The organism is Parapedobacter defluvii (assembly GCF_014642075.1).
Lineage (GTDB): Bacteria > Bacteroidota > Bacteroidia > Sphingobacteriales > Sphingobacteriaceae > Parapedobacter > Parapedobacter defluvii.
The window spans coordinates 760,051-777,213 of record NZ_BMIK01000001.1; the positions used below are offsets into that span (position 1 = coordinate 760,051).

Here is a 17,163-nt window from a genome sequence, read left to right on the forward strand (position 1 = left end):
AAAGGGCCGGTAGCAGGTAGGAACAGGACAACGTAATCCAACAAATTTGTTTTCTTTGTTGAGATTATAAACAAAATGCCTGAAATGAGTACCCTGCACTTGAAAATTCTTTTTTTTTGTCCGTTACTGAATGCTGTACTGTTTCTAAATGCCCAACAGCTACAGGTGTCCGGGCTGATGGTGGATCATTTGCACCATTCAGATTTTCAGGTGGTCAATGGATATCCGGTTATTGGATCCGACGAAGAGGGAGATGGTCAGCGTGTAGAGATGGCTAATAAAAAGCCGGTATTGGGCTGGGAACTCGTCAACACGGTACGGGGTGCGTATCAATCCGCTTACCGTATACTTGTGTCAAGCAGTGCCGACAGCCTCGCCAAAGAGGTCGGTGATGTTTGGGATTCGGGTATGGTGGCATCGGATGAATCGACTAATGTATTGTATGCAGGAAAACCATTGGTACCCAATACGGGCTACATATGGAAGGTGATGATATGGGATGAGAAAGGTGAAGCTTCCGGTTGGTCGCCCGTGAGCCGTTTCCGGACCGCGGCGGAATTGACCGACTATCAGACAACTTTTTATCCCCTGCAGAAAACCGATGAAGCTCCCGTACGGATCTCCAAAGCAGGGAACATCATACGGGTAGACTTCGGTAAGGCTGCCTTCGGACAATTGCGGCTGACACTGAATTCACCTACCAAAATGGAAGCGGTGACTGTTAGGTTGGGAGAGGCTGTTCATCCCGACGGGAGCATCAATCGCAAGCCCGGTGGGACAATCCGGTATGCGGAATATCAATTGTCCTTAAATAAAGGAATATACACGTATCAACTGCAGTTCCGTCCTGACAGGCGCAATACCGGTCCACAGGCTGTAAAAATGCCCGAGTACATCGGTGAAGTGCTGCCGTTCCGTTATGTAGAGCTGGAAGGGTATACAAATGAATTGGAAAATACCGATGTCGTGCGCTCCAGTGTCCATTACCCGTTTGATGACTTTGCTTCGTATTTCGAGAGTTCGGATTCTGTACTCAATGCCGTGTGGGAGCTCTGTAAATATAGCGTCAAAGCCACGACCTTTGCGGGTATTTATGTGGATGGTGATCGCGAGCGCATTCCTTACGAAGCGGATGCATACATCAACCAGTTGTGTCACTACGGTGTAGATAAGGAATACAGTATGGCGCGTAGGTCTCACGAGTACCTGCTGCACCGTGCTACGTGGCCTACTGAATGGATTCTGCAATCGGTATTGATGGCGTATAATGATTATTTGTATACTGGAGATACCCGGTCGGTAAGTTGCTACTACGAAGATCTGAAGGCTAAGCTTTTGTTGCCGCTACGTGACGCCAATGGGTTAATCAGCACGAAAACCGGGAAGCAGACCAAAGCATTGATGAAGACGATCCATTACCAGGGCGACTCGATTCGCGATATTGTGGATTGGCCGCATACAGGCGGTTTTGGCATGGTGGGCAATGGGGAAACCGATGGTTTCGTGTTTACTACCTACAATGCCGTGGTTAACGCCTTTCATTATAAAGCACTCAAGGATATGGTGGTATTGGCCACGGCCATTGGCCGGACGGAAGATGCGGCATTGTTTGCCGAAAAGGCTGCAGAGACGTACAAGGCTTTCCAGTCGTTGTTGTGGGACAAACGTAAAAAGGTATTCCGCGATGGCATCGATACCGATCATGCTTCTTTGCACACCAATATGATGGCTCTGGCTTTCGGGTTGGTGGCTCCAAAACAGGAAGATGCCGTGATGGCATTCATCCGTTCGCGTGGCATGGCGTGCAGCGTGTATGGCAGCCAGTTCCTGATGGACGCTATTTATGCAGCCGGCGATGCGGATTATGGCCTTTCACTACTTACCTCACAAAGTGACCGGAGCTGGTACAACATGATCCGCGCCGGCAGCACCATTACCATGGAGGCGTGGGACAATAAATACAAACCTAACCAAGATTGGAACCACGTATGGGGAGCTGTTCCGGCTAATGTCATTCCCCGGAAATTGATGGGTGTCGAACCGTTGGAACCCGGTTGGAAAACATTCCGTGTACGGCCTCAGATCGGCTCCTTGGAGTGGGCTAATAGTAAAGTGCCCACTATCAAAGGTGATGTAACGGTTTCCTGTAAGCAGGATCCATCCACATATGTGATGCAGCTTGTTGTGCCAGGGAACACCAGCGGGACGGTGGAATTGCCCGTGGAATTAACGGGACATCCAAATATGAGAATTAACGGGGATCCCATAAAGGTTAACATAAAGGATGGTAGGATGGTTTCTCCGCCCCTAGGTGCGGGAAACTATGAGATTATCGTAAGTAGGTAAAATAAGATGATAAACAAAAGCAAGAAAGCACTTTACACGTTGATCGCTGTCGCCGTTGTGTCGGCATTGACCGGTTGTGATTCCATCCGGTCCGGGAAAGGCGACTGGAAAACTATTGAACAGGTTTTCGCGGAAGCCCCCGACTCGATCCAAACCAGCGTGTATTGGTATTGGATTTCGGACAACCTCTCAAAGGAGGGTGTGGTCAATGACCTCCACGCCATGAAAAAAGTGGGTATCAACCGGGCATTCATCGGCAACATCGGGCTGGATGACCTGCCCGGTGGCGGTTATGGGAAGGTTAAAATTTTTACGGACGAATGGTGGGATATCCTTCACACGGCCCTAAAGACAGCTACGGAACTGGGAATCGATATCGGTATTTTCAACAGTCCGGGCTGGAGCCAATCGGGTGGTCCCTGGGTGAAGCCCGATCAGGCGATGCGTTACCTTGCCGCCACGGACACCCTTGTAAAAGGCCCTGCGAAGTTCACGGGCAGCCTGCGGTTGCCTCCGGGCGACTTTCAGCGGTTGAAGACGCTGGCATTCAGGACACCGAGGGATTACGGTAAAAGTATGGCGGATCTTCAACCGGAGGCAACGGCGGATTTTGCCGGACAACCGTTGGGGAACCTGTTTGACAAGGACCGGCATACGGAGGTCGCCCTGCCGTCCGGCACGAAGTCTACGATCTCCCTATCGGTAGCGGATGCCTTTACGGCCCGGAGTCTGACCATCTATCCCGCCCGGCGCAACATGGCATTCGACGTTACCCTGGAGGCGATGAGGAACGGAGCGTTCGAACCGGTTAAGTCGTTCCGGCTGGACCGCACCAACAATGCGCTGAATGTGGGGTTTGAGCCCTATGCGCCGGTGATTGTATCGTTCGATGCGGTGGAAAGCAATGTGTTCCGTTTCGTATTTGATAAAACGGTGGGGAATGCCGGCATTGCCGAGATCGAATTGAGCGCCACTCCGCGCGTGGAGCGTTTCAAGGAGAAATCGCTGGTACGCATGCACCCCACCCCGTTGCCCTACTGGCACGATTACCAATGGGAGCGTCAGGCAGAACCGGAGGATGCACTTTTTACCGTGGTTCCTTCCGATGTAAGGGACATCACCCCGCAGGTATCCGCCGCCGGCGAATTGACGTGGGACGTTCCCGAAGGCAGCTGGACGATCCTACAAACGGGGATGCTGCCCACTGGGGTCACCAATGCACCGGCGAGTCCGGAGGGGACCGGCCTGGAAGTTGACAAAATGAACCACGAGCACGTTCTCCGGCACTTTGATGCGTTTCTTGGGGAGATACTGCGCCGCATACCGGAAGCCGACCGGAAAACTTTTAAAGTGGCGGTACAGGACAGTTATGAAACGGGCGGGCAGAACTGGACGGATGGTTTTGAGGATAAATTCAAGCAGACATTCGGATACGATCCGACACCTTACATCCCTGTTTTTTATGGGCATGTGGTGGGCAGCCAGGACCAGTCAGACCGGTTCCTTTGGGATGTGCGGCGTTTTGTGGCCGACAAAGTGGCCTATGAATACGTAGGCGGGCTCCGTGATGTGAGCCATAAACACGGGCTGACCATCTGGCTGGAGAACTACGGGCATTGGGGCTTTCCGGGCGAGTTCCTGCAATACGGCGGGCAGTCGGACGAAATCGGCGGTGAGTTCTGGAGCGAGGGTGAGCTGGGAGACATCGAAAACCGGGCCGCTTCTTCCGCTGCCCATATTTATGGGAAAAGAAAAGTATCAGCCGAATCATTTACGGCTGCGGGAAATACCTTCGGCCGGTATCCGGCGATGTTTAAACAGCGCGGCGACCGTTTCTTTGCCGAGGGGATCAACAATACCCTACTGAGTGTCTACATCCATCAACCGTACGAGGATAAAAAGCCTGGGGTGAATGCCTGGTTTGGCAATGAGTTCAACCGCTTCAACACATGGTACTACGATATGGATCTTTTCGTGGATTACCTGAAGCGCAGCAATTTCCTGCTGCAGCAGGGGCTGTATGCGGCCGATGTCGCCTATTTCATCGGTGAGGATGCACCGAAAATGACCGGCATACAGGATCCACCGTTGCCCAAAGGTTATTCGTTCGACTACATCAATGCGGAGGTGATTTTGAACCGTATTTCCATGAAGGACGGCCGGTTTACCCTGCCGGACGGACTTTCGTACCGGGTGCTGGTGCTGCCGCAACTGGAAACGATACGGCCGGAAGTGCTGCGGAAGATCGAGCAGCTGGTAAAGGATGGGGGCATTGTGCTGGGACCCAGGCCGCAGCGTTCGCCCGGCCTGGCTGACTATGGCAAGGCTGATGAGGAAGTCCGGGCGCTGGCGGATAAGCTGTGGGGCGATGGGAAGGACACCCAGCAGAAAGAGCACGTTTACGGAAAAGGGCTGGTATTGCAGGGAATGACCCTTCAGGAGGCCCTGAAACGGGCAGATGTACCGCCGGACGTGCAGCTTGCGGATTCGGACCCCGCGGTGTTCATACACCGCACACTGCCCGATGGGGACATTTATTTTGTATCCAACCAAAGTGACGGAAAGATCCAGATCAACCCGACTTTCCGTATTTCGGGTAAGCAGCCGGAGCTCTGGGACGCCGTTCACGGAACGATGCGGGACCTGCCGGAGTTTGACGATACGGGCAGTGGAACCACCGTACCGCTGGAACTGGATAGCTACGAAAGTGCCTTTATCGTATTCCGGGAAAAAGTCAATAAAATACCATCAGCTACAGGCAAAAATTTCCCCGCGCCCAAAAACACGGTACCGATACAGGGAGCTTGGCAGGTTGAATTTAGACGACCGGATTCGACAGGCTTTACCCTACAGATGGATACCCTCACGGATTGGTCCCTGTCGGCCGACACTGCCGTGGCACATTTCTCCGGTGAGGCCTGGTATCGCAGGGAATTGCCATCGGTTGCTGTATCGAAGGGTGCACGCATTTATGTGAACCTGGGGTCGCTGGTAGCATTGGCGAAAGTGAAGGTCAACGGCCAGGATGTAGGAGGGGTTTGGACACCGCCTTACCGGCTGGATATCACCTCCGCTTGGAAGGAAGGCAATAATACGATCGAAGTAAAGGTTGTCAATACCTGGGTGAACCGGCTGATCGGCGATCAGAAATTACCACCCGAAAAGCGCTCCACATGGACACTTGTAAACCCTTATACGGCAAACAGTCCCTTGCATCCTGCCGGATTGACAGGACCGGTTACGCTTGAAGTTTTTAAGGATTAGAAAAATTGAAATGAGAACTTATTTTTTAACCGTTATCTTTTTTTTATCCGTATCCAACTCTCTTTTTAGCCAAATTGAAGATCGGTTATTTCCTTTGGCACCCAACAGTATTCATTTGGATGGATACTTGGATTCTTATATCCAACGGTCGATTGAGCAATGGAATAAAGGTGATTTGCCCTATTCGGAATTTGTGAATTTCTTTAAAGAGGGACGGCCTCAGTTTGCCTTGGGCGAAATGTGGGGAAAAGCTGTCCGTTCGGGTTGTATGTTTTATCGCTACACGCGCGACCCGGAATTAAAACGGATAATGCAAGAAACAGTCAGTGATATGTTGTCCGCCCAGGATACGAATGGCTGCATCAGTTGTTCGGAACCGGAAAAACAACCCGATGGCCCGAATGGCGACCTGTGGGAACGGAAATACGTCATGCTCGGCATGGAAGAATATTACGAATGGGTGAATCCGGATCCGGCGGTTTTATCGAGTTTAATCCGGCAGGCCGATTGTATCATGTCCCAGGTGGGCAAGGCACCGAAAATAGAAATCACTGATTTGGGATGGAGTGCGACGAATATCGGATACGAGCCCTGCCATATTGAATCCAGTTCCCTGCTGGAGCCTTTTATGCGGCTTTATGAATGGACAGGAGAGCAGCGTTTTTTGGATTTTGCGACTTATATTATTGAATCCGGGGGGACCAAGCATTACAACATCTTTGAGATGGCCCTGAAAAATGTCCAGCCGTATAAAATGGCGGGACATTATCCCAAGGCGTATGAAATGCTATCCATTTTTGAAGGACTGGTTGAATATTACCGGGTAACCGGAAAGCCGGAAATCAAACAGATGTTTCTTAATTTATTTCATAACGTCAGAAAGTACGAAATCACCGTCATCGGGAATGGAGGGTCTGACCAACCCTACCATCCGCAGGTTGCTGGGGAAGCCTGGGGAAATACGGCCTTGGAGCAGACCAACCCCGATATTACCCGTATGATGGAAACGTGTGTGGGCGTTACGTGGCTGAAATTTTGCAGTCAGGTATTGCGCATTACCGGCGATCCATCGGCCATGGATGAAATAGAGAAGTACGTTTACAATGGACTTATCGGCGCCATGAAACCAACAGGGGACGGCTTTAGCTATGTGAACCTGCTGAATGGCTGTAAGGTAAATGGTCACGGTTGGGGATGGCATTTTGATGATTTGCATGTGACCTGCTGTAACCTCAACGGCCCCATGGGATTGGCATATATACCCTACGTAGCGGCGATGAATTCGCGGGAGGGCCCCGTCATCAATCTGTATAATCAGGGCGAAATCCATTTTCGGTCTCCGCGAAGGAAGCCCGGTACGATTGCCATTGCCACGGATTACCCCGTTTCGGGCGATATCCACATGAAGGTGAGTCTCGGAGGAACGGAGAAGTTTACCCTAAAATTCAGGATTCCTGAATGGAGCAAAGCAACGACTTTACGGATAAATAACCAGGAGGTGTCTGTTGTTCCGGGCTCTTATGCTGAAATCACGAGGAAGTGGAAAGCGGGCGATGAGATCGCCCTGTCATTGGATATGAGGTGCCGGGTGTTGGATGCTCCCCATGGAAGTAACCGGGCAGGAGATAATTTTCAAGCCGTTTTATACGGACCGTTAGTATTGGCGAGGGACGAAAACATGGACAAGGATTATAACCAGCCGGTGACACTTCAATCCAAAGATGGGTTCATCCAGGCAATACAAAGTACGCCAACGGCCCAACCCATTAATCTTCAGTTTTCTGTACCGATCGAAGGGGGAAAATACATTACGATGATTGATTATGCCTCCGTCAACAATTGGGATAATGGGAAGCATGTATGTACATGGATTCCGAAGAAAGAGAAAGAATAGGTATTCATCTGAAAAAAATGCCTCAATCGGGATAAGTTAGCTCCCGATTGAGGCAATGTCTGTTATTTAAATGTGATATCGATCCATTTTCCGCTAAGTTCACCGTCGATGTTCAATACCATATTCCCGTCTTTAACAACGTGTTTAATATCCGACTTTCCGTTCTTTACCGCGGCCTTTCCGGCAGCAAACGGAACCGGTAAGCTAATTTCGCCCTCACCTGCCACACGCAGTTGATAGATCTTTAAACCTGCATCCAACGGAACGTAGCAAATATCAACGGGTTGACTGCTAAACTTGTAGTTGACATTGTCTACCGTGATGCCTGTACATTGAACGCCGTTGAATGCAATCAGCTTACCCGAATCATCTGTACGGAAAGCTACGTTCATTTTTCCCCGATAGGTCACATCACGACCGTTGATTTTCAGGTGTTGGATATCCAATTCATCGGAAGGTAGGGGATTCGCTGCCAATGCTTTTGCATCGGCTTCTTCATTCCGGGAAAATCCGCCCTCCCAGTTTTCACGGTGCGTTCGGTAATGCTTTACCAGGGCAGTGGTGCCGTTTGGAAATTTGGTGGCAAAGAAATCGGTCGTACGAGACACATAGGTGGGGTTGTCGTTTTCCGTGAATTTGCCGGTGGATGGATAGGCATTCGCGGCTGACAGGATTTCGAACAGCGTGCGCGATTCGTAGCCGAGGCTGGCCGACTGATCGTCACGGGGTCGGAATCCGCAATAGTAGGCAACGCCTTTCCCCTTTTTTAATTGCGTTCCCACAATCTGATTTTCAACTTTTGCTACGACGGTTGCTGCCGGTGAAGTGGTGCTGACGGGATAGATCCGGTCTACCAGGAAGTCGGTCAGAATTACTTGTTCGGGTACGTTTGAAAAACTATTTTCAAACGAGATTTGCTTTCCGCTGGCTATTTCCCCCATATAGGCATCGAATGGGTAGCTGACACCGAACAGCGATTGCCATTTTGTTGAACAGTCGTTTCCTTTGCTGTCGATCAGCGGAGGCGCACTGCACCAGATGACTTTGCCCCCGTTTTCCACAAATTGATCCATCATGTCGAGCAATCCGGCCTCGGGCAATGGCTCAAACAGCGCAACCAGGGTACTGTATTTTTTGTCAGCAACCTGGATCTGGCCATCCGGAAGCACTTTACCCATTTCCAGCAGCTTATCGGCCGTGAGGTAATTCGCATAGCCATACTGCGTCATCCAGCTACCGAACCGTTCTTCTACCGCTACGAGGTTCATCGGGTATAAGATCAGGACCTCGATATCCCGGTGGACGTTATCGGTCATTAATTTCATCGGCTTCGAAGGCTGGGCACCGAAGGCTTCGTTGAGCATATTCTTCCAATGGAGCGCAGCATTCGGGAATCCCCAAGCGGCGGCATAGGCATTCGGATATTTGTTGACCACGCCGATGGAAGTGCCCATGGCTGCGCCGTAATAGTTGCGGTCACCCCATCCACATTCCGCAAAATCGTTTCCGGTGGGCTGGAGGTACTCGCCCCACTTGAAATAATCATAACATGCTGCAGCGGCCTGGTGTACCGTATTGCTCCAGACGAAGTTTGATGTATATTCATATTTATAGGCATTGTCGTGGAGTTTTTCGACGTCCCATAAATCAATGGTAGGGCTTTCAGCCCACGATGAATGCGCACTCGTTGGCATCTCCCGGTCAAATAATTGCTCGGCGTAGTCTTTCGCGTGTTTAAACAGGTCGACCACCCCGTGGTTTAGCAGCTTGTAGTACCGGTCCCTTAACAAATAGGTACGATGGATGTCTTCCGGTTTTTCACCCATCACGTATTGAACGTTGCGTACCGCTCCGGCGGTCGCCTGGTAATAAGGTGCTCCATAGGCAAAATAGAGCATGTACTTGTCATCCAGTGGTTGACCATATTTTTGCTGGTATTGTTTGGAGAAACCCTCCGTTAAAAAACGGGTGTTAAATTGACCGCCCTCGTGATGCGAGAAATAGACCCAGTCCTGCTGTATGTGCATTTCATCGGAATAGAAAGCAGTTAAATTTACGCCCTTCTTCTTATATTTATCAATCAGACTGTTCAGAAACGCTGGTGCTTTCTCACTGAAATAATCCATTTCCGGGGTTTCATATTCCAATAAAACCATCACACGATCGTACCCTTCCAATTGTTTCGGGCCGTCGTAGTAAACCCGCAGGTTTCGGACCGGATAAATCATGTCGGCCGGATCGTTTTTTATGCCGTATCCATTACCACCGACGTCTATTGTATCACCCGCTTCGTATTTAATATCCTTTATTTCAATGATATCATCCGGATTAACCGCAATATGGTGCGATGCTTGTACCGGTTTTTCTTTGAACGCATACGCCTTTATGTTTTTCAGTGTAACGCGGAATTTTCCTTTGTTGTTTGTCCAGAAAAGCTGTTGCCACATCGAAATGCTGAACTGACCGTCAGAAGGATTGCGCAGCCCTACTTTGTAACCCAACCATCTTCCGGCTTCCTGGGTTTGATTTTTATAGGCTGGGCCAAGTTCAAGTGGACTAAGCAGACTCAGGCAGATGCCCATTCCATATTGTTTGGCAAAATCACTGATGAATTTGATTTTATCGACGTATTCATCCATGTCTGGGGTTAAGCGCCGCTCTGTGCCCGCTTGGGGGCGGTATTGCCTGAAAAATTCATCAAACGCAATCGTCAGCTCTTTGTCGCCCCGTTGTTTTCCTGCTTCGCACACATCCCGCAGGCTGCGTATGGAACGTGTAAAGCCGAGGGACATATCAATTTTCTTGTCCGGGTCCATTAGGTCATAAAGCTGCTGATCGCTGGTCAGGATGATCACTTCGGATCTTGCCGGTTGCAGAAAGCCTGCAACCAGTACCAAGAGAATAATTAGCTGTTTGTTCATCTGTATTATCTTTAATGGTGATCGTATTTGTCTGGAGCTATTTTTACGGCCGAATGGTTATGTCATAATCACCCGAGCCCAGTTTAAGAATAAAGCCGGTCTCTGACGCTGTAATTTCCTGGACCAGCTTGCTTTTCGTAAGGGATTCTCCATTGATGTCTACCTGTGCCTGTGAGGGAGATACCAGGTGGAAATAAGCCGTTGTATTGACCGGTATTTCCAAGTGGTGTTTTTTGATCGCACCGGAATAGTCCCAAGTCGATGCGATCCGCCCGGCGATGGAATGATAGGATCCTGTTGCTTTCTTCAATTCGACACCTGGGCCGGGAATTTCCGGCTTGATGTGAAACGTCTGGTATCCTCTGTCAATGGGTTGTATACCCAGGATGTTTTCGAATATCCATTCGTTGACCGCTCCGAAGGCATAGTGGCTGAATGAGTTCATGGCAGCATTGTGAATGAAGCCTTTATCTTTGGTATAGCTATCCCACCGTTCCCAGATGGAAGTGGCTCCGTTGGCTACCTCGTAGCCCAAAGAAGGATATTCGGTACTCAATAGGAGGCCATATGCTTTGTCAGATGAGCCGGTCATGGACAATGCAGGCAATAGGGGTTTAAAGCCCAGAAATCCGGTGGTGAGTTTATCACCATTCGCTTCCAAAAGGCTACGGAGATGGTCGCCGATGCGTGTCAAGTCCGGCTCATCCAATAGATTCATATAGATTGCGTTGGCGTATGCAGTTTGGGTATGGCCAGAAAATCCATTTTGCCCTTCTACGTAACCTTCACCGTTCCCGTAAACACGTTCGTCGATATTGAATTTGCCGTTTTTCAGGTAGTAATCTTTAAAAGCACGTTTGATAGCCGATGCCTGTTCGGAATAAGTAGTTGCGAGAGCTGCTTGGTTAGCGGCATCACACATTTCTGCCATGAGCCGCGTGCAATAGTAGTAATACATAGCCGCCAGTAGGTCCGGACTGGTTTTCTTTCCGACTGAAAGCCAATCGCCAAAACCGCCTTTCGGGCCGATGTCATCGTAGGCACCTTCCCTGACCACACCATCTTTATCCGCTTTGGATTTGAGGAAATCCATGAATTTGACCATATAGGGAAGGGACTCTTCAACGATTCTCGTATCATTATAGGCCCTGAAAATTTCATACGTGCAGATGATGCCCGCCTCTGACCAACCCGGCGAATAGGTGTCTGTGGCCCTGACGGCCGCCAACCCGTTTTTATCAAGCGGTATGGGCGCATAAATGGGAAATGCACCGTTAGGCCATTGTGCATCGTTCAGGTCACGGATCCATTTTTTGTGAAAAACCGCAATATCGCTGTTATAGGCCGCCGAACGGATATATATTTGGGCATCGCCTGTCCATCCCAGACGTTCGTCGCGTTGGGGACAATCGGTGGGGATATCGACATAATTGGCCCACTGCGTCCACACGATATTGCGATAGATTTGGTTTAGCAGGCTGTTGTCCGTTTCAAAATGACCGGCGTTCTCCAGATCCGATGTCAGTACAAGTCCGGTAAGAAAGTCGTTGGCCGGCATTTCGCGAAGGCCGGATACCTCTACATACTGAAAACCATGGTAGGTGAAGGAGGGACTCCATACCTCTTCCCGAGCGGCACCCTTCAGAATATACGTGTCGGTTGCGCGGGCTGTACGGAGATTTTCCGTCACCAGGGTACCGTCGGGATGCAACATCTCGCCATATCGGAAGATCAGGGAATCGTGCGCTTTTCCTTTGATTTTCAACCGGATATTTCCTGCAAAATTTTGGCCGAAATCGACGAGATACTTTCCATTTGCCAATTTCTTTATGGTCTTTATCGGCAATTCTTTGACCACCCTGACCGGATTACTCGGATAAAGCTGGAGTATGCTTTTTGGATGGTCTGCAACTACTTGCACCGGATCCCACGCCGCATCGTTAAAGGCGGGCTGGTTCCAGTCCTCTTTTTCTTTCGTGGCGTCATAGGTTTCGCCCTGCAACAGGTCAGATTCCATAACGGCGCCCGTTGAAGCCTTCCAATCGCTATCGGTAGATATGACCTGCTTGCTTCCATCTTCAAAAACAAGTTCCAGTTGGGCTTTCAGCAGGGGGCTATCGCCATAGTACTGATTGACTTTTTCGGCGCCCACCAATAGCGCATAGCCAATATAACCCGCGTACCAGCCATTAGACAAGATAGCACCCAATGCGTTGGTACCTTTCTGCATGTGGGAGGTTACATCGTATACATTGTAATAAATCCGTTTATTATAGTCCGTCCATCCCGATGCAAAGTAGTCGCGGCCGATCTTCGCACCGTTTATATAAAATTCGTTCAATCCGAGCGAACTCAGGTAGAGCCGGGCCGATTTGACCTTTTTGGATAGGGTAACTTCTTTTCTCAAATAGGGCGACGGTGGCAAATGGTATTTACCGGGCTTGGACAGGTCATTCAGATCATAGCCGATCCAGCGTGCACTCCAGTCGGTATTTTGAAGCAATCCCATTTCCCAATAGGCAGGGTCACTCCATTTTCCTTGCTGGTTTTCCGCATTCCATACCCTGACTTTCCACCAAACCTGCTGTCTGGATTGGAGGGGTTTGCCCTGGTATTCGATTTGGTTGGTCCGGCTAGAAGAAACCTTTCCCGAGTCCCAAATGTCGCCTTGATCTTTATTCAGTTTGTCTTCGGAGGAAGCAACGATAAGCTGGTAGGCCGACTGATACTGATTATGTTTATCGGATGTTAACTCCCAGCTCAACCGGGGAGCCGGTTCATCTAAAAAGGGGTTGTGCTTATATTCGGCACGGAGATTTACCGGGGTGATGTCAAACGCCAATGCGGATAGACCGATATGCAACAAGCAAACGCTAAAAACGTATCTTATCATGTTTACAAAATATGGGTTATTAATAAAGTAATGATTTTTTTAGTGTTAACGGACATCGCGATAACGGAACCGGCTGTTGGGGATTTTCAACTTCCTAGTTTTATTCGTTTGATTTTTGCTTGCCCTTCTTTCGAAAAAGTGATTTTTAGATTTTTCATCGCACCCTGGTAGTTTGCAGAATCTCCGAGGTAAATTCGGTAAATGCGATTGCTGCCATCTGCAGAAATGGGTTGTTGAATTTGGAAAGATACCGCTTTTGGAAAGTCCCCCGATTTCTGCTGATTTTCTTTCGCTATATTTTTATCACCTTCCGACCAGTTTAGCCAATCCGTGAGGTCGGACTTACCTACAGGTTGAATTTCGATCGTGAGCGACAATTCAGGATTTGCTGAAGTTATTTCTCCCTCGATTTCAAGGTAGGGTGTTTCAGCCGCTTTCCAAAAAGTTACAGGGCTGACAAGTGAAGTATTTTCTTTAAAATTAATGTGTAGACCATCCTGAACGGGGAAACCTGAGTCGGTTATGTCTCCCTCATAATACCAGTTTTGCCGTGACTGCTGGAAATTCCACTCGGGCTGGGGCTCAACCTTCCGGTTCGCTTTCGCGTAACCGCGGATATCCGATTCTGTTCCCAGAATTAGCGAGGTTGTATACGTCCACTTGATGTTATGATCTAAGATTTGCTTACCTATGGGGGCTGTGTGCCCCGTTTGTACATCTTTTTCCCCGCCAAAACCTTTGTGGCTATCGTTTGGGTGGAACCCGCCGTTGAATGTCATCACTTCAGGCTGGAAAACTCCTATTCCATATCCCTTGTCGTCGAGCAGTGCCACCCAATTTTCGGGTGTATAAAAGTGCACCCATGGCCATCCTTTATTGTCTGACTTATCTACGACGACGGTGGTAGGCTGGTCGGTAAATGGTTGGTCGCCCAGGTAGGTTACCAATTTATACCAGGGTCCATTTGTGTACACTGCTGGCATTTCTTGGGAACAGGCCTGATATTGGGTTGTATCGGAGCGGTGGTTGACGATTGTGGCCTCCAGGGTAATTACATTATCTGTTAAGGTATAAAGGCATTCAAATTCGCATTCTCCGGCCACACCCGTCTTGTGGGGCCATTGCATGGGAATGGCACGGACGAATAGGACATTGTCGCCATACTTTTCGAAGTCAATGACTTGCGAACGATGCCCGCCTGCGTCTCCGGATTGGATGGGATTCCAGCCCAACCCCGCCCATTCAGGGGTTGGGGTTTCTCCATTCGGCCCCACATACGGCCAGGGGCCGCTGTAATAAGACAGTTGGATTTGGCGTCCCCAATCGTGGCTATTGATCATATTCTGTCCGCCGTTTTCCCGATCGGACAAAAAGGTAACCGCACCGCCTAGACTTAGATCAATACCCAGTTTGATGCGGTCGTTTTCCAGATACCGCATGGACGATTCGACTACTGTTTCCTTCGCCGCAGGCTTTTGTGAACATGCGGTGAAGGTACCGAAGGATAGGTGAACCAATGGGACTAACAATAAACTGTATTTTTGCATTATTCCCATTTTTACCAACCTGGATTTTGCCAATTTTGACCGGTGTAAGACTGCATCTTCGTAGCTTCCGACTGGCTGATGGGCTGCAACAGGTATTTATCCGAATTTGTGTTGCGATCCTGCAGTTTGAATCTTGAATAGGTATAGCCATCGCCAGTCTTTGTAATCCGCATTCCTGTTACAAATTTGTCCGTTTCGTTGAGGATTTTCCACCGTCTTACGTCAAAAAAGCGATGTTCTTCGAAGGCTAGTTCAACCTGACGTTCGTTGCGATAGCGTACTTCGAAATTTTCTTTGCTTAGTCCCGAAGGTAGTGGAGGCATATCAACACGCGCCCTGATCCGGTTGAGTGCTTCCCGCGCCGAAAGTGCGCTGGCACCGCTTGCTTTAGCTTCTACCGCTGCATCTGGTCCGACAGACTGATAAGCTGCTTCGGCAAAGTTGAGGTAAAGTTCTCCTAAGCGGAAAATCTTCATGAGTCCGTCTGCATCTACACTAACCCCAGATTTATAATTGTTGAATTTACGGAGGTAGTAACCGGTCCGTGTATACCGGGTTTCTGTGATGTTGCTGGAAATACCACTGTTGCCACCTACGTACGTTTCAACCGGAGTGGCCGAAGGTGGATTGGTGAACGATTCGATCCGCAGATTGCGGATCGTGATTTCGTATCCATCCCCCCCGGTAGGATCAAACCGCAGAAAGTGATTTTCCGGCGATTGTCCACCATTGGAATTGACGCCGAAACCGAAATTTTCGATTGCGGTACTTAAATCGTATTCAAAGCGGGTCCACTCCGATGCTTCTTGGATCGTGATGTTTTCTCCCGACGAAACTCCACCCTGAGGTCCGCCAGCTACGCAGAAGAAGAACTCGGCGTTGTTAACGGTTTTGTTGCTCTTGTATTCAAAACTGATCACACGACGTTCTCCGGCGCTCAGTGTATTACCCAATGTGGTCGTGAATACCCAAGGGTCACTGGAAGTTGTACGGATGGTTTGCTCTCCACCATTGGTTGTTAAATCAACGTTATTGAGTGGTGTCGTAAACGTAAGTGGATATAGATCTTTGTCTACGGAACCGCTGGTAAGCGAGCGGGGAGAATTATTGTAATAAACGGACGCATAGAAGCGTGGATCCCGCCCTTCATAGGGATTCTCGGGATTATAGCCCGAAGCAGGATTAAGGATCGGCTGAAGATGCTGGGCATCGGAGTAGCCAAGTACTGGCATTTCACCCGTCGATTGCATGCCGTACGCGTCAACAAGTTCCTGTGAAGGGCCTGCACCCGCTTTTTCCGCTCCACTGGTAATCGGGGTTCCCGCAAATTTCCATACGTTGGTACGCGCTGTGGTCGATTCGAAGATGGTTTCTTTATCAATGGCACGACTGGGGTCAGACCGCAGGATAAAGTAGTACGCATATGCGTTTTGAGCGATGTCCTCCGCCGGTTTTGTCTTAAAGAGTTCGAAGCCGTGGGTGAGGCATTGATCAAGTGCCTCTTTCGTAATTTCCGTCGCTTTTTCCCAGGTATATTTACTTCCGGCCTCATACCAGAGCGGGCTTGCGGCATACAGCGCAGCCTGTGATTTGACGGCATATGCAAAAGCGCGTGTGATGGTTCCCCGTTCACTATCGCTAATATCCCACCGGAATCCGGTTGTGGCTGAATTGGTTTCAGGCAACGCCAGTGCTGCATCACAGTCAGCGAGGATGAAGTCAACGCATTCTTCAAAACTGGCCCTACGATCTTGAGAGAAATCATGGGTTACTTCATAAGGTGTGTTGATGATCGGCACGCCACCAAACCGTTTGATCAGTTGAAGATAGAAGTAGGCACGTAATACATGTATCTGCCCAATCCAACCATTTTTTTCGTTCTCGTCGATATTGGCTGTAGCAATGGACGGATCGGCAATATTGGTCAGAAAAGTATTGCATTTACGTATTCCCTGAAAGTAATGCGCCCAAGAGTAGGCACCTGCAACCGGATTGTTGGTCGAAGAAGTACGGTCATTGTACCAATCATTTACATTGCCATTGGCTCCGTCACTGGCATCGTGTGCTTCGTCGCTGAACGAGGCAAGCGGTGTACGTTGTCCCTGATACATAAAGCCGACCTGAGGCATATAGGAAAGGCATGCACCATAATAATTTCTTGTCCGTTGGTAGTTGCCAAAGACATCGGCTAAGGTCATCCTGCCATCTGAAGGTAAATCCAGGTCGGCACACGATTCCAAGCCGAAAAGACCAAAGAATATAATAGTTAATTTAAAAAATTGCTTCTTCATACCCTGT

General features: G+C 49.4%; 7 protein-coding genes. 3 read left to right on the forward strand and 4 right to left on the reverse strand.

Going from position 1 to position 17,163, the window contains the following annotated elements; translation table 11 throughout:
* The first annotated feature begins 84 nt into the window (after nucleotides 1-84).
* From IEX60_RS02940 to IEX60_RS02950, 3 genes are read left to right on the forward strand one after another with little or no spacing between them, the layout of a single operon-like run.
* A complete protein-coding gene (locus tag IEX60_RS02940; protein ID WP_188747178.1) occupies nucleotides 85-2,346 on the forward strand; it encodes a family 78 glycoside hydrolase catalytic domain in 2,262 nt (753 codons plus the stop codon).
* A gap of 6 nt (nucleotides 2,347-2,352) precedes the next feature.
* Nucleotides 2,353-5,610 (forward strand): glycosyl hydrolase, encoded by a 3,258-nt coding sequence (locus IEX60_RS02945; RefSeq protein ID WP_188747180.1) that lies wholly within the window; start codon nucleotides 2,353-2,355, stop codon nucleotides 5,608-5,610.
* Nucleotides 5,611-5,620: 10 nt separating this feature from the next.
* On the forward strand, nucleotides 5,621-7,504 hold the full coding sequence (locus IEX60_RS02950; RefSeq protein WP_188747183.1) for a beta-L-arabinofuranosidase domain-containing protein: 1,884 nt from the start codon (nucleotides 5,621-5,623) through the stop codon (nucleotides 7,502-7,504).
* Nucleotides 7,505-7,566: 62 nt separating this feature from the next.
* Here the strand turns inward: IEX60_RS02950 and IEX60_RS02955 are convergent, their stop codons facing one another.
* From IEX60_RS02955 to IEX60_RS02970, 4 genes are all read right to left on the reverse strand, one after another.
* Entirely contained in the window at nucleotides 7,567-10,425 is a 2,859-nt protein-coding gene (locus IEX60_RS02955; protein WP_188747185.1) for a hypothetical protein, read from the reverse strand.
* A gap of 43 nt (nucleotides 10,426-10,468) precedes the next feature.
* A complete protein-coding gene (locus tag IEX60_RS02960) occupies nucleotides 10,469-13,318 on the reverse strand; it encodes an alpha-L-rhamnosidase (RefSeq protein ID WP_188747187.1) in 2,850 nt (949 codons plus the stop codon).
* An 86-nt stretch (nucleotides 13,319-13,404) separates the two neighbouring features.
* Nucleotides 13,405-14,865, reverse strand: coding sequence for a hypothetical protein (locus tag IEX60_RS02965; RefSeq protein WP_188747190.1), 1,461 nt, complete (start codon nucleotides 14,863-14,865; stop codon nucleotides 13,405-13,407).
* An 11-nt stretch (nucleotides 14,866-14,876) separates the two neighbouring features.
* Nucleotides 14,877-17,156, reverse strand: a complete 2,280-nt coding sequence (locus IEX60_RS02970) for a RagB/SusD family nutrient uptake outer membrane protein (RefSeq protein WP_229717382.1) — start codon at nucleotides 17,154-17,156, stop codon at nucleotides 14,877-14,879.
* Between the last annotated feature and the right edge of the window lie 7 nt (nucleotides 17,157-17,163).

Coding starts and splice junctions, on each gene's coding strand:
- IEX60_RS02940 (WP_188747178.1), top strand. CDS start 85: ATGAGTACCCTGCACTTGAAAATTCTTTTTTTTTGTCCGTTACTGAAT.
- IEX60_RS02945 (WP_188747180.1), top strand. CDS start 2,353: ATGATAAACAAAAGCAAGAAAGCACTTTACACGTTGATCGCTGTCGCC.
- IEX60_RS02950 (WP_188747183.1), top strand. CDS start 5,621: ATGAGAACTTATTTTTTAACCGTTATCTTTTTTTTATCCGTATCCAAC.
- IEX60_RS02955 (WP_188747185.1), bottom strand. CDS start 10,425: ATGAACAAACAGCTAATTATTCTCTTGGTACTGGTTGCAGGCTTTCTG.
- IEX60_RS02960 (WP_188747187.1), bottom strand. CDS start 13,318: ATGATAAGATACGTTTTTAGCGTTTGCTTGTTGCATATCGGTCTATCC.
- IEX60_RS02965 (WP_188747190.1), bottom strand. CDS start 14,865: ATGCAAAAATACAGTTTATTGTTAGTCCCATTGGTTCACCTATCCTTC.
- IEX60_RS02970 (WP_229717382.1), bottom strand. CDS start 17,156: ATGAAGAAGCAATTTTTTAAATTAACTATTATATTCTTTGGTCTTTTC.